The organism is Pseudomonas migulae NBRC 103157 (assembly GCF_002091715.1).
Classification (GTDB): Bacteria; Pseudomonadota; Gammaproteobacteria; order Pseudomonadales; family Pseudomonadaceae; genus Aquipseudomonas; species Aquipseudomonas migulae_A.
Map to the genome: position 1 here is coordinate 103,605 of NZ_BDAG01000008.1, position 22,852 is coordinate 126,456.

At 60.2% G+C, this 22,852-nt stretch carries 24 protein-coding genes; 11 read left to right on the forward strand and 13 right to left on the reverse strand.

Going from position 1 to position 22,852, the window contains the following annotated elements:
* Positions 1-105: 105 nt before the first annotated feature.
* Together PMI01S_RS08630 and PMI01S_RS08635 are read right to left on the reverse strand one after the other, a co-directional pair.
* Entirely contained in the window at positions 106-411 is a 306-nt protein-coding gene (locus PMI01S_RS08630) for a chaperone modulator CbpM (RefSeq protein WP_084319257.1), read from the reverse strand.
* Positions 412-434: 23 nt separating this feature from the next.
* Entirely contained in the window at positions 435-1,382 is a 948-nt protein-coding gene (locus PMI01S_RS08635) for a DnaJ C-terminal domain-containing protein (protein ID WP_084319361.1), read from the reverse strand.
* Between the two features lie 297 nt (positions 1,383-1,679).
* On the opposite strand from PMI01S_RS08635, the gene PMI01S_RS08640 reads away from it, so the two are divergent.
* The gene (locus tag PMI01S_RS08640) at positions 1,680-2,954 is read left to right on the forward strand and encodes an Hsp70 family protein (RefSeq protein ID WP_084319259.1); all 1,275 of its coding nucleotides are present in this window, start codon (positions 1,680-1,682) and stop codon (positions 2,952-2,954) included.
* A 114-nt stretch (positions 2,955-3,068) separates the two neighbouring features.
* On the opposite strand, the gene PMI01S_RS08645 is transcribed toward PMI01S_RS08640, so the two are convergent.
* The 3 genes from PMI01S_RS08645 to PMI01S_RS08655 all read right to left on the reverse strand — a co-directional run bounded on the left by PMI01S_RS08645 (position 3,069) and on the right by PMI01S_RS08655 (position 5,480).
* Positions 3,069-4,082, reverse strand: coding sequence for an AI-2E family transporter (locus PMI01S_RS08645; RefSeq protein WP_084319261.1), 1,014 nt, complete (start codon positions 4,080-4,082; stop codon positions 3,069-3,071).
* Positions 4,083-4,315: 233 nt separating this feature from the next.
* Complete coding sequence (locus tag PMI01S_RS08650; protein WP_084319263.1) at positions 4,316-4,621, reverse strand: PsiF family protein; 306 nt, start codon at positions 4,619-4,621, stop codon at positions 4,316-4,318.
* Positions 4,622-4,685: 64 nt separating this feature from the next.
* Positions 4,686-5,480 carry an AraC family transcriptional regulator gene (locus PMI01S_RS08655; protein ID WP_174602655.1) on the reverse strand — a complete coding sequence of 265 codons (795 nt, stop codon included), beginning with the start codon at positions 5,478-5,480 and terminating at the stop codon, positions 4,686-4,688.
* A gap of 97 nt (positions 5,481-5,577) precedes the next feature.
* Between PMI01S_RS08655 and PMI01S_RS08660 the strand changes: the two genes are divergently transcribed.
* Complete coding sequence (locus tag PMI01S_RS08660; RefSeq protein ID WP_084319266.1) at positions 5,578-6,465, forward strand: DMT family transporter; 888 nt, start codon at positions 5,578-5,580, stop codon at positions 6,463-6,465.
* 121 nt (positions 6,466-6,586) lie between these two features.
* On the opposite strand, the gene PMI01S_RS08665 is transcribed toward PMI01S_RS08660, so the two are convergent.
* The 3 genes from PMI01S_RS08665 to PMI01S_RS08675 form a co-directional block, all read right to left on the reverse strand.
* Positions 6,587-7,477, reverse strand: a complete 891-nt coding sequence (locus tag PMI01S_RS08665) for an esterase/lipase family protein (protein WP_084319267.1) — start codon at positions 7,475-7,477, stop codon at positions 6,587-6,589.
* A gap of 108 nt (positions 7,478-7,585) precedes the next feature.
* Entirely contained in the window at positions 7,586-7,891 is a 306-nt protein-coding gene (locus tag PMI01S_RS08670; RefSeq protein WP_084319269.1) for a DMT family transporter, read from the reverse strand.
* Complete coding sequence (locus PMI01S_RS08675; protein ID WP_084319271.1) at positions 7,892-8,530, reverse strand: FMN-dependent NADH-azoreductase; 639 nt, start codon at positions 8,528-8,530, stop codon at positions 7,892-7,894.
* 108 nt (positions 8,531-8,638) lie between these two features.
* On the opposite strand from PMI01S_RS08675, the gene PMI01S_RS08680 reads away from it, so the two are divergent.
* Positions 8,639-9,595, forward strand: coding sequence for a LysR substrate-binding domain-containing protein (locus tag PMI01S_RS08680; RefSeq protein WP_167362913.1), 957 nt, complete (start codon positions 8,639-8,641; stop codon positions 9,593-9,595).
* Between the two features lie 136 nt (positions 9,596-9,731).
* Entirely contained in the window at positions 9,732-10,262 is a 531-nt protein-coding gene (locus PMI01S_RS08685) for a ferritin-like domain-containing protein (protein ID WP_084319275.1), read from the forward strand.
* Between the two features lie 123 nt (positions 10,263-10,385).
* Here PMI01S_RS08685 and PMI01S_RS08690 read toward each other — a convergent pair whose 3' ends face one another.
* Positions 10,386-12,461: an AsmA family protein gene (locus tag PMI01S_RS08690; protein ID WP_084319277.1), complete on the reverse strand. Its 2,076-nt coding sequence runs from the start codon at positions 12,459-12,461 to the stop codon at positions 10,386-10,388.
* A 387-nt stretch (positions 12,462-12,848) separates the two neighbouring features.
* Here PMI01S_RS08690 and PMI01S_RS08695 point away from each other — a divergent pair, with 387 nt between their 5' ends.
* From PMI01S_RS08695 to PMI01S_RS08725, 7 genes are all read left to right on the forward strand, one after another.
* Positions 12,849-13,361 carry a hypothetical protein gene (locus PMI01S_RS08695; protein WP_084319279.1) on the forward strand — a complete coding sequence of 171 codons (513 nt, stop codon included), beginning with the start codon at positions 12,849-12,851 and terminating at the stop codon, positions 13,359-13,361.
* Between the two features lie 169 nt (positions 13,362-13,530).
* A complete protein-coding gene (locus PMI01S_RS08700; RefSeq protein ID WP_084319281.1) occupies positions 13,531-14,163 on the forward strand; it encodes a TetR family transcriptional regulator in 633 nt (210 codons plus the stop codon).
* 389 nt (positions 14,164-14,552) lie between these two features.
* Positions 14,553-15,053 (forward strand): urease accessory protein UreE, encoded by a 501-nt coding sequence (gene ureE, locus PMI01S_RS08705; RefSeq protein WP_084319283.1) that lies wholly within the window; start codon positions 14,553-14,555, stop codon positions 15,051-15,053.
* Positions 15,050-15,724, forward strand: coding sequence for an urease accessory protein UreF (locus PMI01S_RS08710; protein WP_084319285.1), 675 nt, complete (start codon positions 15,050-15,052; stop codon positions 15,722-15,724). Before ureE ends, PMI01S_RS08710 begins: the two co-directional genes overlap by 4 nt.
* A gap of 23 nt (positions 15,725-15,747) precedes the next feature.
* Positions 15,748-16,362, forward strand: coding sequence for an urease accessory protein UreG (gene ureG, locus PMI01S_RS08715; RefSeq protein WP_084319286.1), 615 nt, complete (start codon positions 15,748-15,750; stop codon positions 16,360-16,362).
* Between the two features lie 37 nt (positions 16,363-16,399).
* Positions 16,400-16,972, forward strand: a complete 573-nt coding sequence (locus PMI01S_RS08720; protein WP_084319288.1) for a HupE/UreJ family protein — start codon at positions 16,400-16,402, stop codon at positions 16,970-16,972.
* 173 nt (positions 16,973-17,145) lie between these two features.
* Positions 17,146-18,273: an AGE family epimerase/isomerase gene (locus PMI01S_RS08725; RefSeq protein ID WP_084319290.1), complete on the forward strand. Its 1,128-nt coding sequence runs from the start codon at positions 17,146-17,148 to the stop codon at positions 18,271-18,273.
* Between the two features lie 107 nt (positions 18,274-18,380).
* On the opposite strand, the gene PMI01S_RS08730 is transcribed toward PMI01S_RS08725, so the two are convergent.
* The 4 genes from PMI01S_RS08730 to livM all read right to left on the reverse strand — a co-directional run bounded on the left by PMI01S_RS08730 (position 18,381) and on the right by livM (position 22,850).
* Positions 18,381-19,151 (reverse strand): SDR family oxidoreductase, encoded by a 771-nt coding sequence (locus tag PMI01S_RS08730; RefSeq protein WP_084319292.1) that lies wholly within the window; start codon positions 19,149-19,151, stop codon positions 18,381-18,383.
* Positions 19,152-19,981: 830 nt separating this feature from the next.
* The gene (locus tag PMI01S_RS08740) at positions 19,982-20,698 is read right to left on the reverse strand and encodes an ABC transporter ATP-binding protein (protein ID WP_084319294.1); all 717 of its coding nucleotides are present in this window, start codon (positions 20,696-20,698) and stop codon (positions 19,982-19,984) included.
* The gene (locus PMI01S_RS08745) at positions 20,695-21,570 is read right to left on the reverse strand and encodes an ABC transporter ATP-binding protein (RefSeq protein WP_084319296.1); all 876 of its coding nucleotides are present in this window, start codon (positions 21,568-21,570) and stop codon (positions 20,695-20,697) included. Before PMI01S_RS08745 ends, PMI01S_RS08740 begins: the two co-directional genes overlap by 4 nt.
* Positions 21,567-22,850, reverse strand: coding sequence for a high-affinity branched-chain amino acid ABC transporter permease LivM (gene livM, locus PMI01S_RS08750; protein WP_084319298.1), 1,284 nt, complete (start codon positions 22,848-22,850; stop codon positions 21,567-21,569). The genes PMI01S_RS08745 and livM overlap by 4 nt, the downstream gene beginning before the upstream one ends.
* Between the last annotated feature and the right edge of the window lie 2 nt (positions 22,851-22,852).

The window sequence follows — 22,852 nt, forward strand, 5'->3', positions numbered from 1 at the left end:
TAGGAGCCGGCTTGCTGGCGATGGGGGCAACGCGGTCTGTCTGACTCACCGCATCATCGTTCATCGCCAGCAAGCCGGCTCCTACAGGATTCGAATTGGCTTCAGCTATTCGACCACCAACCGCGCCAACCGCTGCTTGAGCATCCGGTTCTCAGCCCGCAGTTGCCGGACTTCCTCAAGCAGGTCCAGCGCCAGGGCGACGCCTTCCCACTCCAGCTCCAGATCGTGCCGCAACTTGGCGGCACGCTTGGCCAATACCAGCTCGTAATCGGTGAAGCGCCAATCCTTGGGCTGCTTGCCCTGAGGTTCGAGGATGCCGTGCTCGACGATTTCGATCACGTAGACGTCCGACAATTCGGTCGCCTCACAGAATTCTGCCATGTCCAGTTGAACGATCAGGGGGTTGCTCATGATGGGCTACTCCTTCTCTTGGATCAGAAGTTTTCTCTTGGGTTGAAAGCCGCTTTTTTGGCCAGCTCCTGCCACAACGCCTTCACTTCATCGTCCGAGGCTTTAGGCATGACAGCCTTGAGTTGTACGAACAGATAACCCCGATGGCCGGCCTTGTTCAGCAAACCGTGGCCCTTGGCGCGCATGCGCTGGCCGTTCTGGCTGCCGGCCGGGACCTTGAGGTTGATCTTGCCTGTCAGTGTAGGCACAGCCACTTCGGCGCCCAGCGCCAATTCCCATGGCGCCAGCGGCAGAGTGATGATCAGGTTCTCGCCTTCGACATCGAATTTCGGGTGCGGCGCAAACCGGATGGTCAGGTACAGATCGCCATTGGCCCCGCCGCCGACGCCCGGCGCGCCCTGCCCCTTGAGGCGGATGCGTTCGCCGTCGGTGACGCCGGCCGGGATCTTCACATTCAGGCTTTTGCTGGTGTTGCTGACGTGCTGGCCCGCCGCGTTGTACTGCGGCACCTGAAAGGTGACCTTCTTCGATTCGTTCGAGAGGGTTTCTTCCAGAAAAATCCCTAATTCCATTTCCACGTCTTGCCCTCGACGTCCGGCACTGCGACGCGACTCTCCCGCACCAAAACCAGGGCCACGGTTACCGAAGATCGAACTGAAAAAGTCCGAAAAATCGCCCGAGTCCTGACCACCGCCAAATCCACCGGCACCACGGCCCTGCCAACCCGGCGGGCCCTGGAACGGTTGGCCGTGCTGACCGTATTTGCGCAAGTCGTCGTATTCGGCGCGCTTGTCGGCGCTTTTCAGCGCTTCATAGGCTTCCGAGGCGTCCTTGAACTTGGACTCGGCGTCCTTTTCCTTGCTGACGTCCGGGTGGTATTTGCGCGCCAGCTTGCGATAAGCCGCTTTAATCGTCTTATCGTCCGCGGTCGGTTCCACACCGAGAATCTTGTAATAGTCTTTGAAGTCCATCGTGGGAATCACCATCCATTATCAAAATCGCGCCACCTGCCTCAGCATGCTCTTTTTTGCCGCACGAGGGTTGACCGATCTCAAGTGTTGACCGGGCAGCGCACCAGAAGTTTATCGGCAGCAGAAGACAGTTCTTGCGACCGTCCGATGGCTGCCAGGCTCAATGCAGACAAGTTTGGGGCATCTTTCCAGCTTATCAAGGCGCTATTGGCTGAGATTTAGCGGATAGTCGGCCTTCGAATCTGCGCCGCACTGACATACACTGCGCGGCCGTTTTTTAACCGGAACCTGAAAGACATGAAAAACGCATCTCCAGCCCGTGCCTGTGGTATCGACTTCGGCACGTCCAACTCCACCGTCGGCTGGCTGCGCCCCGGCATGGAAACGCTGATTGCGCTGGAGGACGACAAGATCACCCTGCCCTCGGTGGTCTTCTTCAATATGGAAGAACGCCGCCCGGTGTACGGCCGGCTGGCGCTGCACGAGTACCTGGAAGGCTACGAAGGCCGGTTGATGCGCTCGCTCAAGAGCCTGCTGGGCTCCAAGCTGATCAAGCACGACACCAGCGTGCTCGGCACGGCGATGCCGTTCAAGGACCTGCTCGGGCTGTTCATCGGCCAATTGAAGAAACGCGCCGAAACAGCCGCCGGTCGCGAATTCGACGAAGTGGTGCTGGGTCGTCCTGTGTTTTTCGTCGATGACGACGAAATGGCTGACCAGGAAGCGGAAAACACCTTGGTGGACGTGGCCCGCGCCATCGGCTTCAAGGATGTGTCGTTCCAGTACGAGCCGATTGCGGCAGCGTTCGACTATGAGTCGACCATCGAAAAGGAAGAGCTGGTACTGATCGTCGACATCGGCGGTGGTACGTCGGACTTCTCGCTGGTGCGCCTGTCGCCCGAGCGCCGCAACCACGACAACCGTCACGATGACATCCTCGCCACCGGCGGCGTGCACATCGGCGGGACCGATTTCGACAAGCAGCTGAGCCTGCAAGGCCTGATGCCGCTGTTCGGCTACGGCAGCCGCATGAAGAGTGGCGCCTACATGCCGACCAGCCACCACATGAACCTGGCGACCTGGCACACGATCAACTCGGTGTACTCGCAGAAGTCGACCCTGGCCCTGGGCAGCATGCGCTACGACATCGAAGACACCGGCGGTATCGACCGTCTGTTCAAGCTGATCGAGCAACGCGCCGGGCACTGGCTGGCGATGGAAGTGGAAGAAACCAAGATCCAGCTGACCCACGCCGACAGCCGTCATGTGCCGCTGGACCGCATCGAGCCGGGCCTGAGCGTGGAGCTGAGCCGGGCGCTGTTCGAATCGGCCATCGACAACCTGCTGGAGCGCGTGCGCAACAGCGTGACCCAACTGCTGAACGACGCTAACGTGCGGGTCGATCAGGTGGATACGGTGTTCTTCACTGGCGGCTCGAGCGGGATTCCGGCGTTGCGCAACAGCGTGTCGGCGATGTTGCCGAATGCGCGGCATGTGGAAGGGAACATCTTCGGCAGCATCGGCAGCGGCCTGGCGATCGAAGCGGCCAAGCGTTACGGCCCGATGGACTGATCCAGAACCGGGTCGCGTCCATCGCTGGCAAGCCAGCTCCTACAGGGTATGCGTTGCTCTTGTAGGAGCTGGCTTGCCAGCGATGGCGTCAGAACAGGCGACACATTCCCTGGATCAAACCATCCCCACCTGCTTCAACTCACTCTTCAGATACGCGTAATAAATCGGCCCCGCCACCACTCCCGGCAGGCCGAACGCGGCCTCGAACACCAGCATTGCCAGCAGCAACTCCCACGACTTGGCACTGATCTGCCCGCCGACAATGCGCGCGTTGAGGAAGTATTCGAGCTTGTGGATAACGATCAGATAACCCAGGGCCGCCACCGCGACCCAGATCGACAGCGACAAACCGACGATGGTGATCAGCGTATTCGACATCAGGTTGCCGATCACCGGCAGCAGGCCGAGCAGGAAGGTCAGCACGATCAGGGTCTTGGTCAGCGGCAGCTTGATGCCGAACATCGGCAGGACCACCGCCAGGAAAATCCCGGTGAAGAAGGTGTTGAGCAGGGAAATCTTGATCTGGGCGAACACGATGTTGCGGAAGGCCTGCACCAGCAGGTGCAAACGATCGAACAGTGCGGCGGCCAGCGGCTTGCGCTTGGTCACGTCCGGCACACGTTGCAGGGCAATGATCGCCCCCAGCACCATACCGATCAGCAGCGTCACGAACATGTGCGCCGCGTCTTTGCCGACCAGTTGCAAGTCGCTGAGGTGTTTGCTCACCCACTCGCCGATGGCCACGCGGAACTCGGCGGCGCTGGCGGGCAGGTAGGCGTCGATGAACGGCGGCAGTTGCCCGCGCGCACGGTCGACCACGCCCATGAATTTATCGAGGGAAGCCCCGGGGTTTTCCGCTTCATGCAGCAGGAAGCTGATGGCCCCGGCAAAGACCAGCGCCAGCACACTCACCACCAGCGTCCCCAGCAACGCCACCGCCAGCCAGCGCGCACGCCGACCTTCGATCAGCCGCTGCAATTGCGGGGTAAGCATGTTGACCAGTTCGAACACCAGCAAACCGGCGAGCAGGCTCGGCAGCAAGCGCAGCGGAATCACCAGCAGCAAACCACCAAAGATGATGACCCAACTGATCAGCAGCAAAACTTGGCGTTGAGAAAACGTTGGCATACAGCCTCAAAACGAGCGGCGTAAAAGGATTGGCAGTCTGCCAGCGTTCGGGTGTCAGCACTAGGGATTGTGTGGGGCGACCTTGGTCGGGGGCTCGGGCGTTTTTTTGCAGTGCCCTTGCCGACCTCATCGCGAGCAAGCCCGCTCCCACAGTGGAACTGTGCACGCTGGACAAATGTGGGAGCGGGCTTACTCGCGAAGAGGCCCTGACAGCCGCCACCTATCCCCAATGTTTATTTCTTCTTCAGGCAATCACTCATGAACGCCTTGCGCTCATCACCCTTGAGGGCTTTGGTCGCCGCATCGGCATTACAGGTTTTCATCTTCTCTTGTTGAGGGGTCAAGGCTTTCGCGTCATTGGCGGCTGGCGCGGCTTTAAGGCAGGTGCTCATGAAGGCTTTGCGCTCATCGCCCTTGAGGCTCTTCGCGGTAGCGTCGGCATTGCAGGTGGTCATCTTGTTCTGTTGGGCCGTGGCGGCGAAACCTTGGGAACAGAGCAGCAAACCGATCATCAACAAAGGGACACGCAACATCTTCATGGAGTTTTCTCCTTGTTGCCGCACCGAGGGGCACGGCCTCGCTCTGGAGTGTAGACAAAGCCTGTTACACCTTCCTGTTCTCGAGATGGCTGCGTCGATACTGTTCCGGCGTGCACCCGGCCTGACGTTGAAACATCGCGATGAACGCCGAACCGGTGCTGTAACCCATGTCGAAAGCGATCTCCTGAATGCTGCGGTGACTGTCGAGTGCCTCGATCGCAGCCAGAAAGCGCAAGCGCTGCCGCCACTCGCCGAAACTCATGCCCAATTCGCGCACAAACTGCCGCGCCAGCGTGCGCTCGCTGACGTGGATCTGCGTAGCCCACGCCGACAGCGGCCGGTTATCCCCGGGCTCGGCCTGCAAGTCTTCCAGTATTCCGAGCAGCCCGGGGCTGCTGGCGTAGGGCAAGTAGCACTGGTGAACGGGCGCCTGTTGCAGCTGATCCACCAGCACCTCGGCCAGGCGCTTGTCCGCAGCCTGTTCGGGAATTTTCACATCACGGGCGGCGAAGTCCTTGAGGATCGCTTTGAGAATGTCGCTGATTGCCAACGTGCAGGCCTGCGGTGGCAGTTCCTGGCAGAGCGACGGCGCGAGGCAGACCGCGCGGTAGTTGATCGGCTGATTGCTGTAAAAACTGTGCTCGATCTGCGGCGGCACCCACACGGCATATTGCGGTGGCGACATGAACCGGCTGCTGCCGATTTCCATGTGCAGGACACCGTTGGCCGAATACTCCAGCGTGCCCCAGGGGTGACGGTGGGCCGAGGCATATTCGTGGGTATCGAAGTCGGCATAACGGAAGTAGACCGGCGAAGGCAATTCGCTGAAGTCCAGCAGGTCGATGTGTTTACTGGTCATGCTGTCCGTCATCCGGGGCGGGTTGTCTGGATCGAAGTATAGGCTTTCATCCAGACAGGCGATAATCACCCCTCATTAACGTTTCTGGTTTTTTCCGATGCAATACGCTTTTCCCCTGCTGGCAATTTTCATTTGGGCCGGCAACACCGTGATCACCAAAATGTCGGCCGGAGCGATCTTCCCCGCCGAGATCGGTTTTTACCGCTGGCTGCTGGCCGGCTTGTTATTCACGCCCTTCATGCTCAAACCCGTCATCGCCCATTGGTCGAAGATCCGCCCGAACCTGGGGAAGATTTTCACCCTCGGTGTGCTCGGAATGGCGGTTTATCAGAGCCTGGCGTATTTCGCGGCGTCGCTGACATCCGCCACCAACATGGGGATCATTCTGTCGCTGATGCCGTTGATGTCGCTGGCCATGGCGATCGTCAGCCTCGGCCAGCGCCTGACGGCGGGAGCCCTGGCCGGTGCCGTGCTGTCGTTTGCAGGGGTGTTGGTGGTGGTGTCGTCCGGCAGCCTCGGGGCTTTGCTGGAACACGGGGTGAATCTGGGCGATGCGATGATGCTGATCGCCACGCTGGCCTACGCGATCTACAGCACGCTGCTGAAAAAGTGGCAGCTGCGTTTGCCGCCGCTGGTGTTGTTGTACCTGCAGGTGTGGGTGGCGGTGGTGGTGCTGTTTCCGCTGTTCGCCGTGTCGCCGAAAATAGGCCCGACGCTGCAGAACATTCCGCTGGTGCTGTACGCCTGCCTGCTCGCTTCCATGGTTGCGCCGCTGGCGTGGATGCAGGCCGTGGTGCGCCTGGGGCCGAGTCGGACCACGCAGTTTTTCAATCTGCTGCCGTTGCTGACGGCGCTGATCGCAGCGTTGGTGCTGCATGAGCAGTTGGCGATGTATCACCTGGTGGGCGGGGTGTTGACGTTGGGTGGGGTGATTCTTTCGGAGCGTTGGACCACGGTGTTGGGCCGCAAGGTTGGCGCCGCCTGAATAGACGCCATCGCCAGCAAGCCGGCTCCTACAAGTCTGGTGTCGGGCGCAGGTAATGGTCACGACGCCCAGACCTGTAGGAGACGGCTTGCTGGCGAAGAACGATAACGCGGACTGACGCCTAAACCCCTGCCGCTTTCAACCGCGCCGCATGCTCGACAAACAACCGAATCGGCTCGGCCCCCTTCCCCACCAACCCCAGCGACTGATTGACGATGTCGAAGTGATCCAACGGATAATCATCGCCAATCACCGTCCCCAGATGCGAGCTGTAACGCCCGACCATCCCGTCGCAATGCCCGACTTCGCGCACGAAGGTTTTGGCAAACAACCGACAACTGCGGTTGGTCCCGTCGAACAGATTGCGCCCGCGATCGGTCTTGCCCGGCTGCAAGGTGCCGGACCACGAGTAATAGCGCACGCCGTTGACCTCTTCCGGCCCGTGCCCACCCCAGGTTTGCGGCAAGCCCTGTGGATAACGCTGATTGAACAGCGTCACCCCGGCCGTCGTCAGCGATTCATGGGAGGCGTGAATATCCACCGGCAGCTTCGGCCCGCGATAGCCGGTTTCCAGCAGGCTCATCAACGCGCCGATGACCCAGAGAAAAAAGGCGAGCAGCCGTCCCTTAACGCTGTCCGCCGGGTAATGCTTGTGCAGGTAATCCGCCAGTTCCGAGCCGTGATTGGGCCCCGCCACCGACGTGACGGACGCCACGAGATCCGGGCGTTTCGCGGCGGCGTAACGGGCGGTCAGCGAGCCCTGGCTATGGCCGATCAGGTTGACCTTCTCGGCACCGGTTTCCCGCAGGATCTCGTCGATCCGCGTCAGCAATTGTTCGCCGCGCACCTCGGTCGAGTGCAGCGGCGAAACCTGCACCGCAATCACCGTCGCCCCCCCTTGGCGCAACGCCGCGACAATCCCGTACCAGTACGGATACAGCACCAGACGGATAAACCCGAGCATTCCCGGGACCAGCACCAACGGATAACGCGTGGCAGAACCTTGCGACATGGGCGGACATCCTTGTGATCGGTGAGGTGACGCAAGGCTGAATGCAAGACATCAGCCAAGCATCGTCATCAAAAATGACAACTCGACGACCAGTCTATGACATCCGCTCTACTTCAGCCCCGCCACACCGGCCACGATCAGCCCGACCGACACCAGTTTGACCGCCGTCAGGCTTTCGCCGAGCAACGCAAACCCGAGAAACACTGTGCCCAACGAACCGATGGCGGTCCAGATCGGGTAGGCGATGCTCACCGGCAATTCGCGCATGGCCAGGGTCAGGAAGTAGATCCCGCCCACCGCCGCAACAACCGTGATCAGCGACGGCCAGAGCCGGGTGAAACCTGCGGCATACTTCATGCCCATGGCGAACGTGACTTCGAACCCGGCGGCGATCAGCAAAAACACCCAGGCCATCTAGAACTCCCTGGCCAGCGTCAGCAAACGCTGTTCGGCCTCGGCGACGGAGATTTCAAAGGTGCGCTCGGCGGACTCTTCGCCTTCGGCGGCGACCACGGTGACGTCGGTAATGCCGATGAAACCCAGTGCCGTGCGCAGCAACGTATCGGCATGGTTCAGGGCTTCGAGTTCCCCTCCAGGACCGAAGCCGAATCCGCCACGGCTGGTGACGATCAGCGCTTTCTTGCCCCGTACCAGCGGCTCGTATTGGGCGACGCCATTGTCCAGCGTGTGATTGAAAGTCAGGCCGAGCCGCACGATCTGATCGATCCACGCCTTGAGGCCGCTGGGCACGCTGAAGTTGTGCATGGGCGTGGAGATCACCAGCAAATCGTGGCCCAGCAATTCACCCACCAGTTGATCGCTGAACGCGAGATCGGCCTGCATCGACAGCGGCCGTGCATCGGGTTCGGGGTAGAACGCGGCAGCCACAAACGCCTCGTTGACCGGTGGAATCAGCGCCCGACCGACTTCGCGTCGGGTCAGTTGCGATTGCGGATGGCGCGCCTGCCAGGCGCTGAGAAACACTTCGGCCAAGCGACGGGAGTGGGAACGTTCGCCCCGTGGGCTGGCGTGAATGGCAAGAACTCTGTTCATCTGAATCTCCTGAGGACTAAACTCAAACGGTGTGTGGCGTGCAGGTTGAGCTCGCCACCGTCTCGCCTCAAATGAGTAAAAATCAGTCTGGATGAGTTAATTTCATCCATGGAGTCTTCAATGTTCGCCTCGCTGCCGCTGACCGCCCTGCGCGCCTTTGAATCGGCCTCGCGCCTGTTGAGCTTCAAGGCCGCCGCCGAAGAACTGTCCGTCACGCCAACGGCGGTTTCCCATCAGATTCGTTCGCTGGAGAGCTGGCTCGGTGTGCCGCTGTTTCAGCGCCTGCCACGGCAGGTTCGCCTGACCGAGTGCGGTGAGCGTCTGTTCCACAGCCTGCACGGTGCTTTTCTGGAAGTGGCCCAGAGCGTCGACACCTTGCGCCCGCAACGCAGCGGCACGAGCCTGACGATCTCCACCACCGCCGCGTTTGCCGCGCTGTGGCTGGTGCCACGACTCGGGCGCTTTTACGCCCGGCATCCGAACATCAGCCTGCGCCTGGACACCCATTGCGAAGTGATCGATTTGCATCAGGACGCCAGCGTCGATCTGGTGGTGCGCTACAGCCTCGATGACTACCCAAACCTTTATGGCCAGTGCCTGTTCGATGAATCGTTCGGCGTTTATGGCTCACCCGAACAGGTTGCGCTCGCGGCCAAGCGCACGCCGACGCTGATCAGCGTGCGCTGGCATAACTCGAAGCTCTACGCCCATGGCTGGGAAGCGTGGTGCGCGCAGTCCGGCGAAACCTGGCTGGCGGGGCAACCGGCCGTCCGGGAATACGATGAAGAACATTACGCCCTGCAAGCCGCCATCGCCGGGCAAGGCCTGGTGCTGGCGAGCAACATTCTGGTGTCGGAAAGTGTGGCCAGCGGTTTGCTGGTGGCTTACCGGAGTGACATTCAGGTGGAAGGCGCCGGCTATAGCGCGCTTTGCGTTCCGGGGCGCGAGCGCCATCCGCCGGTCCGAGCCTTTTTTTCGTGGTTGCAAGAAGAAGCACGATTGTCTGGCCTATTGCCAAGATCGCAGGCTGCGCCAGCTCCTACAGGAGAACGCCTCCCCCTGTAGGAGCTGGCGTAGCCTGCGATCTTTTTCGATGGAAAATTACATCAAACTTTTCGCGAAATTCATCACTCACACCTAAGGAGTGATCACTTCCCCAGAAAGTGACGCAATCCCCGGATTAGCCTCCAAGGAGAACGAGATGAGTGACATGCATTTGTCTGATGTAACGACCCTTCGCGCACGTGCCCGCCAGAACGTCGAGAATGGCGCAGTGACCGAAAGCTACAGCGCCGACCTCGACGAAGTGCTGCGTCTGCTCAACGAATCGCTGGCCACCGAACTGGTCTGCGTGTTGCGCTACAAGCGTCACTATTTCATGGCCAACGGCCTGAAAGCCCACGTCGCCGCCGAGGAGTTCCTTGAGCACGCGAACCAGGAAGCCGCGCACGCCGACCGATTGGCCGAGCGCATCGTGCAACTGGGCGGCGAGCCTGAATTCAATCCAGACCTTTTGTCGAAAAACTCCCACGCGCAGTACGTGGCCGGCAACTCACTTAAAGAGATGGTCTACGAAGACCTGGTCGCCGAGCGCATTGCCATCGACAGCTATCGCGAGATCATTCAGTACATCGGCGAGAAAGACCCGACCACCCGGCGCATCTTCGAAGACATCCTGGCTCAGGAAGAAGAGCATGCGGATGATATGGCGGACATTCTGAAGGATCTGTAGCGCCTGACACATCGTCATCGCGAGCAAGCCCGCTCCCACATTCGACCGAGTTCCTCCAGAGGGAATACGGCCGAATGTGGGAGCGGGCTTGCTCGCGATGGCGTCTTGGTAGACACCGAAGATTTATTTGGTGGGCTTAACGGTCACCGGCGCCTTGCCCGCCTTCATCTGCTGCAACAACGGCGCACACTGATTCGGCTCGCCACCACTCGGCGCCACCAGCGCCAGCAATCCCGCCGCCGGCGCCGCGATCACACCCAACGCCACCATCCCCGCACCGCGCAATATCAACGGCACCGCCTTGACGCCGGCATCCGGCTTGATGAACTTGCCCCGCACATACAGTGGCGAACGCAGCGAAATCACACGCCAGCCCTTGGATTCCGGGGTAATCGTAAGGTCCAGTTGCTCAGTCGCCATGTTCGCCGTGCCATCGATATAGATGATCGCGTTCTCCGTATCGAAGACGAACAGCCGCGTGGTGGCCAGGCCGGTCTTGATGTCGAAGTCGGCTGCCGCGCAATTGATCTTCACTTCCTTGTCACCAAAGATCTTGCCGACCACATAGTTGCCGACATTGAGTCCGGCCAGCTCCATCAACTCACGGCTGATTGCGCCATCGTTGATCAGCATCTTCAGGTGGCCATTGGCAGTGCCCAGCAGTTTCGCTACCGAGTTGCCACGACCGCTGATGTCGGCGTCGCCATTGAGTTCGCCGAAACTGGTTTTCATCGGTTCAAAGGTCGGGAACAACTCCTTGAGCTTGAACCCGCGCGCGGTGAGTTTCGCACTGCCTTCCAACGGTTCGGTGCGACCGTTCAAGCGAATCTGCGCATCCAGCTTACCGCCGGCCACACCGAATCGCAGGGGCTCGAGGCTGAGCACGCCGTCGGTCAATACCAAGTGGGTATAAAGGTCGTTGAACGGCAGTTTTGCACTGTGGACGATGCGTTTGCCGGTGAATTCGACATCGGCGTCCATGTCACGCCAGCGCTCGGTCTTGAACTCTTCGACCGGCAGCGCCTTGTCCGCCGGCTGCTTGCTTTCGCCGCCACGGGCCTTTTGTTTGGCGTTGGAGTCAGCGCCGATCAAGGGCGCAAGGTCGGCAAACAACAGCTGATTGGAGAGCAGTGAACCGCTGAGTTTCGGCCGTGGCTCGCTGGCGACATAGGCCAGGCTGCCATGAATGTCGCTCTCGCCGATCTTGCCGTTGAACTCTTCATAACGGAACACCGCCCCGCCCGCCTCGTGCAGTTTGGCGATCAAGTGGCCGTCGGTGGCGTAGGGCGGTGTATCCGGCAGGGTCACGCCGGTCAGCGGATAGAGGTTGCCCAGGCTGCTGCCGGCCAGTTTCAGGCGCAGGTCCAACGCGCCAAGGTTGAGTGGATCGGTCAGCGTGCCCGCGAGTTCGACACTGGTATCGGCGATTTTTACCTGAGCCTGGAGCGGGAACGGTCGGGCCGAATCCTGCAGGGCCAGCAAACCGCCGACCTTGCCGTCACCCGCGAGTTTCTGCCCGTGGTATTGGCCTTTGACCTTCAACGCAAACGCGTAGTCCTGAGGTGCAGCGCCTTTCTCTTGTGCGGTTTTCGCCACTTTTTCGCCGACGATTTCGCTGAACGGAATCGGTTTGCCCAACGGGTCGATGATCAGGTCGAGCTGCGTTTTCAGGCTCTGGTCGTCAAGGGTGACGTGGCCCTTGTCGAAGCCAATGGCGCCGATGTCGAGCACCCAGCTGGAAGGCTCGGCGTTCGGGTCTTTGGGGTCGAACTTGAACGTCCAGTTTGCACGGCCATCGGCCAGACGCTGGAGGTCTGCGTTCGGTTCGGTCAAGTCAATGCGCGGGATCGTTACCCGTTGAGCCAGCAAGGCCAGCGGCGACAGGCGCAGCTCGACGCGTTTGAGCGTGACCATCTGCGGCTGCTTCGACCAGTCCGGGTTGCCCAGGCTCAGGTCCTGCGCCACCACATGCGGCCACGGCACCCACGCCCGCCAGCCGCCCTCGTCGAGCTCGCGCCGCCAGACCACCGTGAGGTTGCCATTGATGGCGAACGGTCGATGCAGTTCTTCGGAAACTTTGTTGTTGATGGTCGGTTTGATCCGGTTCCAATCGAAGAACGCGATGATCAGAACCAGTATCGCCAGCAGAACAACGAGGCTGGCAAAGGTCCAGGCAAAAATCTTGGGGGTGCGCGTCATTGCACAGGGCTCCTGAATACGACTGAGCGCCCTGACTGCGACGCACGTGTGAAACGTTAGGCCCGAACCGGCCTGCCATGAAGCTAGGACTGGGAAACGGCGCGCAGGTTTAACCGAAAAATGCGCTTAACGCTCAAATAATCGGTCGGGGACACCCTGCTCTCGCAATCCGGCGTTACCGCCCCGCACTTTTGCGTGGCGCAAGTGAGTCGAAAATACCCACTTCTGTGCAAAAACAACCGCCGGAAAGGCCCGTTCTAGAGCCTTCGCACGGAACAATCAATTCCGTTGATTATTACCATTGCGTTTATGAACTTTTATATCGACTTATCGAGAGTAGCATTGCCCTCGTACCCACTTTATTGCCTTCCTACGGAGCACCCGATCATGAAACGCCAATTACTGCTTAGCCTTTCCCTCTCACTGCTGGCCAGCACCGCTTTCGCTCTGCCAGCTGCAGATCAGGCAACCCCACAAGTCAAATCGAGCCACTCGGTGTTCAGCCAGACTGTTGCCGAAGGTGGTAACGATCGCCTGAAAGAAAAAGGCCTGATCACTCAAGATGGCTCGGACCGCACCCCACAAGGTCAAACTCTGGCAGCTGACGGCTCCGATCGCACTCCACAAGGCCAAACCCTGGCTGCTGACGGTTCCGATCGCACTCCACAAGGTCAAACCCTGGCTGCTGACGGCTCCGATCGCACTCCACAAGGTCAAACCCTGGCTGCTGACGGTTCCGATCGCACTCCACAAGGTCAAACCCTCGCTGCTGACGGCTCCGATCGCACTCCACAAGGTCAAACCCTGGCTGCTGACGGCTCCGATCGCACTCCACAAGGTCAAACCCTCGCTGAAGGTGGTGGTGACCGCGTGATCGAACGCAACAGCGCTTTGAGCTAAGCCCATGGCGGCCCTGAAAAAAAGCCCAATCCCCGGATTGGGCTTTTGATTTTATAGAACCCCCCTTCCCCGCCTGCCCGCTTTTAGTTGCCCCCCGATAGTCGTTCGACGCCAGCAAAGCCGATTTGCTAGAGTGCGCCGCTGTCCTGTCCAGAAAAACACCCTTGCGATGCTGCCCCGCGCCGAACAGAAACAACAAACCCGTAACGCCCTGATGGACGCTGCCCGCCATTTGATGGAATGCGGCCGAGGATTCGGCAGCCTGAGCCTGCGCGAAGTGGCGAAAACCGCCGGCATCGTCCCCACCGGTTTTTACCGGCATTTTGCCGATATGGATGAACTGGGCCTGGTGCTGGTGAGCGAAGTCGGTCAGACCTTCCGCGAAACCATCCGCCTGGTGCGCCACAACGAATTCGTGATGGGCGGCATCATCGATGCCTCCGTGCGGATCTTTCTCGACGTGGTGGCGGCCAATCGTTCGCAATTCCTGTTTCTCGCCCGCGAGCAGTACGGCGGTTCGCTGCCGGTGCGTCTGGCCATTGGACGGTTGCGCGAAGACATCAGCTCGGACCTGGCGGCCGACTTGTCGCTGATGCCCAAGCTGCAACATCTCGACATCGCCGGCCTGAGCGTCATGGCAGACCTGATTGTTAAAAGTGTGTTCGCGACCTTGCCGGACATTATTGATCCGCCGGCAGAAGCATTGCCCGAGCATTTGACGCCACAGGCGAAGATTACCCAACAGTTGCGGTTTATCTTTATCGGTCTGAAACACTGGCAAGGCCTCGGTAGCACCGAATAACGCCTGAAAAGATCGCAGCCTGCGGCAGCTCTTACACGGATCGCAATTCTCTGTAGGAGCTGCCGCAGGCTGCGATCTTTTTTGTGCGCGGCAAATACACCTATCTCCTGTAGGAGCCGGCTTGCTGGCGATAGCGGCGGGCCAGGCAACATTTGGGTCGACTGAGAGGGCGCTATCGCCAGCAAGCCGGCTCCTGCAAAGTTGTGCAACTCGCGACTAATCTGGAGCACACCTCGCGCCATCATTTGGTGCGCCCCACAATGCCGCGCACCAAATTACCGCAACAATTTGAAACGCGACCGTCGCTCCGACAGGCATTTCCTACACATCCCCCGATTGGCAAGCCCCTTGCTCTAGCCTGACTATCGTTCATTGCTGGAAGCTTTCCGATGCTGGTGATTCATCGCAGAATCGACCCTCAACCCGTCTGGGCCGCTGAACTGCACCTGACCTTCGAAGCCCGGAGCAAAAGCCGCTTGCGCTGTTTCAGTGCCGAAGGTGAAGACGTCGGGTTGTTTTTGGAGCGCGGTCAGCCGCCGCTGTATGACGGCGAATGCCTAAAGGCTGAAGACGGTCGCATCGTCCGCGTCTGTGCCCGCCCCGAACAATTGCTGCATGTCACCTGCGCCAACGCTTTCGAGCTGACCCGCGCGGCTTATCACCTGGGCAATCGCCACGTCGCCCTGCAAGTCGGCGACGGCTGGTTGCGCCTGCTCGATGATTACGTGCTCAAGGCGATGCTCGAACAACTTGATGCCAAGGTCGAAAACATCGAGGCGCCGTTCCAGCCGGAGCACGGCGCCTATGGCGGTGGGCATCACCATTCGCGGCATGGCGACGAGGACTTCAACTACCCGCCGAAACTGCACCAGTTCGGCGTACGTCCATGAACCCGGCCTGGGCGCTGCTGCGCCTGGCCAGTCCGCAACTGCCGATTGGCGGCTACAGCTATTCCCAAGGCCTGGAAATGGCGGTGGATAACGGTCGGGTGAACGACGCCGACAGTGCCCGGCGCTGGATCAGCGATCAGTTGTTGCTGAACCTGGCGCGCTTCGAGGCGCCTCTGTTGCTCGCCCATTGCACAGCAGCCGCCGAAGAAAACTGGGGCGAATTGCTGCAACGCTGCGAAGAACACCGCGCCAGCCGGGAAACCCGCGAGTTGCATCAGGAAAGCCGGCAGATGGGTTATTCCTTGCAGCAACTGCTCAACGGTTTGCCGGAACTCGATGCGCCGGCCCGCGCCTTTCTCGATCAGCGTCCCGAACCGCACCTGGCCCTCGGCTGGGCGCTGGCTGCGCGCGCCTGGCGTATCAGCCCGCAGGACGCATTGGCGGCCTGGCTGTGGAGCTGGCTGGAAAACCAGCTGGCGGTGCTGATGAAAACCTTGCCGCTGGGCCAGCAAGCCGCGCAACGCCTGACCAGCGAATTGCTGCCGCTATTGCAGGAAGCCCAACAGAACGCCACCCGCATCAACCCCGAACACTATGGCAGCGCCGCTTTCGGCCTGTCCCTGGCGTGCATGGCCCATGAGCGCCAGTACAGCCGTCTGTTCCGTTCCTAGGGCCTTTTATTTTGGAGAACCACATGAACACACAACCCCTGCGCGTCGGCATCGGCGGCCCGGTCGGTTCCGGAAAAACCGCATTGACGCTGGCCCTGTGTCTGGCGTTGCGCGATCGCTACAACCTGGCCGTCGTGACCAATGACATCTACACCCGCGAAGACGCTGATTTTCTGGTGCGCAACGAAGCCTTGGCGCCGGAGCGGATCATCGGCGTGGAAACCGGCGGCTGCCCACATACGGCGATCCGCGAAGACGCCTCGATCAACCTCGAAGCCGTGGATCAACTGAACCGCCGCTTTCCGGGGCTGGACCTGATCCTGGTGGAGTCCGGTGGCGACAATCTGTCGGCCACGTTCAGCCCGGAACTGTCTGACCTGACCATCTATGTGATCGACGTCTCGGCCGGCGACAAGCTGCCGCGCAAGGGCGGGCCGGGGATCTGCAAATCCGATCTGCTGGTGATCAACAAGATCGACCTCGCCCCCTTGGTGGGTGCTTCGCTGGAGATGATGGACAGCGATACCAAACGCATGCGCAACGGCAAACCGTTTGTCTTCAGCAACCAGAAAACCGGACTGGGCCTGGAAGACATCATCGCGTTCATCGAACGCCAGGGCCTGCTGACCGCAGCCTGATCACGCCCCCCCCACTTATCAACAAGGAAGCTTATCCATGTCACTTAAACGCATTCTCGGCGCCATGGCCCTGCTGCTGACCCCAGCCATCGCCTTTGCCCATCCCGGCCACGGCGACAATGGATTGATCGCCGGCATCAGCCACCCGATCGGCGGCCTCGACCACTTGCTGGCGATGGTTGCGGTCGGATTGTGGGCGGCACAGCAGAAAGGCGCTGCGCGTTGGGCGCTGCCGTTCACGTTTGTCGGCACCATGCTGATCGGCGGACTGCTTGGGTTTGAGGGGCTGAACCTGCCGGCACTGGAAAGCGGGATTGCCGCATCGGTGCTGGCGCTGGGTCTGGCGGTGGCATTGGCAGTGCGTCCGCCGTTGGGTTTGGCGGTGGGTGCGACGGCATTGTTTGCACTGTTCCATGGTGTGGCGCATGGGCTGGAATTGCCGGACATGTCGAGTCCATGGGCGTATGCCGCAGGATTTGTGGCGGCGACGGCGGCCTTGCACGCGGCCGGTTATGCGGTGGTTAGAGCGTTGCCGCAGGTGGCGGCGCCGCTGGTTCGTCTGGCGGGCGCGGCTTCGGCGGCGGCAGGGGTTTGGTTGTTGGCGGGTTGATTTTGTAGTGCCGGTGATGGCCTCTTCGCGAGCAAGCTCGCTCCCAGATTGGTTCGGTGTACTCCGTTCCAGTGTGGGAGCGGGCTTGCTCGCGAAGGCGGACTGACAGACACCACATCTCTCAGGCCTGATAACATGTCGCGCAATCAACCCTGCCGTGACGACGCCAGCCAATGCCGCCTGTTTCCCGCTCCGCTCTCCAGCCTGAATTGACCGCTCTGTTTGCCACTGTGCAAGCGCATTTCCAGGACGTGATCGTGCCCCTCTGGCAAGGCCCCGGCTGGAATGCCGAGCTGGCACTGCCCTACGAGGCGCTGGACGCCGGGCATCAACCTTTGCCACCTCAACGCTACCGGGCCATGGCCTGCGCGCGACAGCTGTATCTGTTCTCCAGCCTGATCGGCCAGGTGCCGGGCGCCGAAGAGCGTGCCGCGGCGTTGTTCCGCTCGTTGCAGCAACATTTCCATGACGCCGAACACGGTGGCTGGTTCTACAGCATTGACCCGCAGGGCGCGCCGCTGGATCAGCGCAAGGATCTCTACACCCACGCCTTCATTCTCTTCGCCTGCGCCCATTACTGGGACAAGGTTCGCGAGCCGTTGGTGGAATCGGTGCTCAACGCCGTGCTGGAAGTGGTTGCGCAGCGTTTTGCCACGGGCGACGGCCTGTACGAAGCGTGCCTTGAACGTGACTGGTCGTCGCTGAATACCGGGCCGCTGCAAAACCCGCTGATGCACCTGGCCGAAGCATTCCTCGCCACGCTGTCGGTGCGCGAAGACCTCGCCGTGCAGCGCGCGCTCGTTGAGTTATGCACAGCCATGCAGAAGCGCTTTATCGATCCGCACCACGGTGTGCTGATGGAAAAACCGCTCGGCGCTGTGGATAACTGGTTTGAACCGGGGCATCAGTTCGAGTGGTATTTCCTGCTGGAATCTTCACCTTTGTTGCGTGGCTCCAGACTGCACGCATCCCTGGAACGCGCCTTTGCGTACACCGAGCAGCTGGGTGTCGATCAATCGAGTGGGGCGGTGCGGGCAATGCTCACGCTGGACGGGCAATCGAAGGATGGCACCCAACGCATCTGGGCTCAGGCTGAATACTTGCGTGCGCTGACCTTGCGCCCGGACAGCGGGGCATCGGTATTGCGCCAATTGCAGGCGCTGCAACAGCGTTCGCTGCATGCAGAGGGCTGGTATGAATGCCGCGATGAGAACGGTGAAGTGAGCCGTCAGGACATGCCTTCGACCACGCCTTATCACTTGGCGACCTGCTATCGCGGACTGGCTGATTATCTCGGCTGACTGTCCCACCGCTTTCGCGAGCAAGCCCGCTCCCACATTCGATATCTTGTGACCGACACAATTCAAATGTGGGAGCGTGCTTGCTCGCGAAGAACGATAACGCGGTCTTACGCCTTGCCACCATTACGCTCAATCGCAAACCCGCTCCACGTCTGGCTCACCGGCATCAGCTCGAGGCTGTTGATGTTGATGTGGGCCGGCGCATTGAGCACCCAGAAAATGGTGTCGGCGATGTCTTGCGGCTGGATCGGCTCGGCACCGGCGTAGGTCGCGTTGTACCGCTCCTGATCACCGGCAAAGCGCACCAGCGAGAATTCGCTCTCGCACAGGCCCGGCTCAATGTTGCTGACACGCACGCCTGTGCCCTGCAGGTCACAGCGCAGGTTCAGGGAGAACTGTTTGACGAACGCCTTGCTCGCGCCATACACGTGACTGCCCGGATACGGGTAGTTGCCGGCGATGGAACCGAGGTTGACGATGCTGGCGCCACGACCATGGGCGATCAGGCGCGGCAGCAGCAGACGAGTGCTGTACATCAGGCCCTTGATGTTGGTGTCGACCATGGTGTCCCAATCATCAAGGTTGCACTTCGGCGCCGGGTCCACGCCGAGCGCGAGGCCGGCGTTGTTGATCAGCCCGCGCAGCTTGGCGAAGGACGGCGGCAGATTGGCAATCGCCTCCTCCATGGCTTTGCGATCACGCACGTCGAGCACCAGGCCATGGACCTCGGTCTGCTTTGACAACTCGGCGCACAGGGCATTGAGGCGTTCTTCACGACGACCTGTCAGCACCAGTTTCCAGCCAGCCTCGGCAAAACGACGGGCACAGGCTTCACCAAAACCGGACGTCGCGCCGGTAATAAACAGGGTGTTGGACATCGTGTTCTCCTTGCTTCGGCCGACGGGCAGCCATTGGAATAGAAAATCAGCTGGCAGCATGCCCGGCCTTGCCGACAGCGGCAACCACCACAAAAGCTGTACGAAAAACGATCAATGCCGGCGACACCATATCCCCCGCGGCCTGCAGCCATATACGCGCACGTTATCCACAGGCCGGTCCACAGTTTCCGGGGGCAAGTGAAAAAGCTGAAAGCCGCTGTGCACAAGGCTTTGCGGGCAGATCACAAAGTTTTTTGCTTGACCCTGGAGCGCTCACTGTGTAGCCCATGGCATTTTGCACGATTGACCCGGTCAACCGGCGATGGCGCCGAGCCAGTAACTACGGCCCTCAGCCGAGTCTTTCCAGAGTTTAACCACAGACTTATCCACAGGCTGCCCTCAACCCTTTCAGACCATTTTTGGCACTGATAAAAAGGTTGACAAAGTAGACCGCAGGTTCGGCAAAAGGGCCTGATCAAAAAACAACCACATCTCTGCAAGCCACGTTTCTAAAGGCCTTCAGCCAGCTACTCCCATGTTATTCACAGCCAGCTCCACAGCAAACGGGGACAAGTCAAAACCGTGACAAAACAACTATTTGCAGCGGCTTTATGTCGCGCTTTGAGAGCTTGGCAAATTTGTTTTCCACAATTCCCCGACAACCTTGCGGGAGCGGGCGTGCTCGCGAAAGCGGTGGCACATCTGGCATCAACGTGACTGAAACATCGCCTTCACGAGCACGCCCGCTCCCACAAGGGATTTGCGGCGTATTGGAGGCGTAAAAAAGCCCCGACGATTGCTCGTCGGGGCTTTGGGTATTTCAACAGGATTCAATGCCCGCCGAGATAAGCGTTACGCACCTCTTCGTTCACCAGCAACTCCTTGCCGGTGCCCGTCAGACGGATCTCGCCGTTGACCATGACATACGCCCGGTCCGACAGCTTGAGCGCGTGGTTGGCGTTCTGCTCGACCAGGAAGATGGTCATACCGGTCTTGGCCAGTTCCCGCAGGGTGGCAAAGATCTGTTTCACCACGATCGGCGCCAGACCCAGGCTCGGCTCGTCGAGCAATAGCAGCTTGGGTCGGCTCATCAGCGCACGGGCGATGGCGAGCATTTGCTGTTCGCCGCCGGACATGGTCATGGCCCGCTGGGTCCGCCGCTCTTCGAGACGCGGAAACAGCTCGAACATGCGTTGCATGTCCTCCTTGGCGTACTTGTCACCAATCGGGATGGTGCCCATCTGCAGGTTTTCCTCGACGGTCATGTCGGGGAACACGCGCCGGCCTTCCGGTGATTGCGCAATGCCGTTGGACGCAATGTAGTGCGACGACTTATGGGTGATGTCCACGCCCTGATAGAGGATCTGCCCGTCTGCCGCGCGCGGCTGGCCGAAGATCGACATCAGCAGGGTCGACTTGCCCGCGCCGTTGGAGCCGATGAGGCTGACGGTTTCCCCTTCATTGATGTGCATCGAGACTTTTTTCAGGGCCTGGATCGGGCCGTAAAATACGTCCAGGTCTTTGAGTTCGAGGATAGGTTTGCTCATAGCGCCACCTCCTCTTCATCGGCACCCAGGTAGGCTGCAATCACTTTTGGATCGTTGCGAATCGCCTCAGGGCCACCTTCGGCGATGACGACGCCGTGGTCCAGCACCACGATGTGGTCGGAAATGCTCATAACCATGCCCATGTCGTGTTCGATCAGCACCACGGTCAGATCGTGCTCGTCGCGCAGCAGCCGGATCATCGCGCTCAGCGCTTCGGTTTCCTGAGGGTTGAGGCCGGCGGCCGGTTCGTCGAGGCAGATGATCTGCGGACGGGTGCACATGGCCCGGGCGATTTCCAGGCGGCGTTGCTGACCGTAGGACAGTTCACCGGCCAGGCGGTTGGCGCAGTCCACCAGGTCCACCACTTCCAGCCAGTAGAAGGCGTGGTCCAGTGCATCGCTTTCAGCCTTGCGATAGCCCTTGGTGTTGAGGATGCCGGCAAGCATGCTGCGGTTGACCCACATGTGCTGGGCCACCAGCAGGTTTTCCAGCACCGACATTTCCTTGAACAGGCGAATGTTCTGGAAGGTCCGCGCCAGGCCGGCCCGGTTCACCAGGTGGGTACCGCCGAACATCTTGTAGTGGAGCCGGCTGATGAAGCTTTTCGGCGATACGAAATCAGTCGCCTTGAACGGTTCACCGAGCATTTTGATGACATCGGTCCGTTCGCCACGCACGTTGAGCTCGATCTTGCCGCCCGAGGCCTTGTAGAAACCGGTCAGGCAGTTGAACACGGTGGTCTTGCCGGCGCCGTTGGGGCCGATCAGGGCGAAGATCGAGTTGCGCTTGACCTTCAGGCTGACATCGTTCAACGCCTTGATGCCGCCGAAGTGCATCATCAGCTTTTCGACCGAGAGTACGACTTCGCTCATGGCGCTACTCCTTTACGCGGGGTCACACCGGTACGGCTGATCCGAATCAGGCCGCGCGGTCGCCAGATCATCATCAACACCATCAGGATGCCGAACAGCAACACGCGGTATTCCGCGAAGCCACGCAGCAGTTCCGGGGCCACGGTCAGCACAAAGGCTGCGATGACCACGCCGATGGTCGAGCCCATGCCGCCAAGCACCACGATGGCGAGGATCAGGGCCGATTCAAAGAAGGTGAACGAGGTCGGGTTGACGAAACCCTGGTAGGTGGCGAAGAACACGCCGGCGAGACCGGCCGTCGACGCACCGATGGTGAACGCTGAAAGCTTGACCAGCACGTGATTCAGACCCATGGAGCGACAGGCGATTTCATCTTCACGCAAGGCTTCCCATGCGCGCCCGACCGGCATGCGGGTCAGACGATGCTTGATATACAGCACGGCCAGCACCACGAGGAACAACACCGCGTAGATGAAGTAGTACTTCACGTCCGGGTTGTAGGCGATACCGAAAAACTCATGGAACGGAACGCCACCGTCCTTCGCCCTTTTGCCGAACTCGAGGCCGAAGAAGGTTGGAAGCGGCGCCGGCATGCCGTTCGGGCCACCGGTCAGGGTCAGCCAGTTGTTGAGGATCAAGCGGATGATTTCACCGAAGCCCAGGGTCACGATCGCCAGGTAGTCACCGTGCAGGCGCAACACCGGAAAACCGAGGATGCAACCGGCCAGCCCCGCCGTAATCGCCGCCAGTGGCAGCACCGTCCAGAAACCCAGCCCCAGGTATTGATAACCGAGTGCCAACCCATAGGCGCCGATGGCGTAAAACGCCACGTAACCGAGGTCGAGCAGGCCGGCCAGGCCGACCACGATATTCAGACCAAGCCCGAGCAGCACGTAGATCAACCCGAGGATGACCACGCCCAGCAGGTAGGAGTTGGAGAAAAACGGGAACACCACGGCGATGACGATCATCAGCGGGATGATCCAGCGCAGCCGGGATTTGTAATCGGGCGCCAGTACATGAACCCCCGAACCGGTAGTTTCAAAGCCTTCGAGAATTCTCAGGCCTTTCGGCGTTTGCAGGAACAGGCTCAAGGCAAAGCGGCCGGCCATGACGATGGCGACAATCCACGCCACTCGGGTCGTTTCCAGATTGAAGCCGTAGCCGTCGAGGACTACGCCAACAATCGGGCCGAACACAATGAGGGCGACCAGACCGGCAAGAATCGCGTCAACCAGGCTTCTTTTGAGATCAATGGTTTTTTTAGTGGTTGAAGACATCG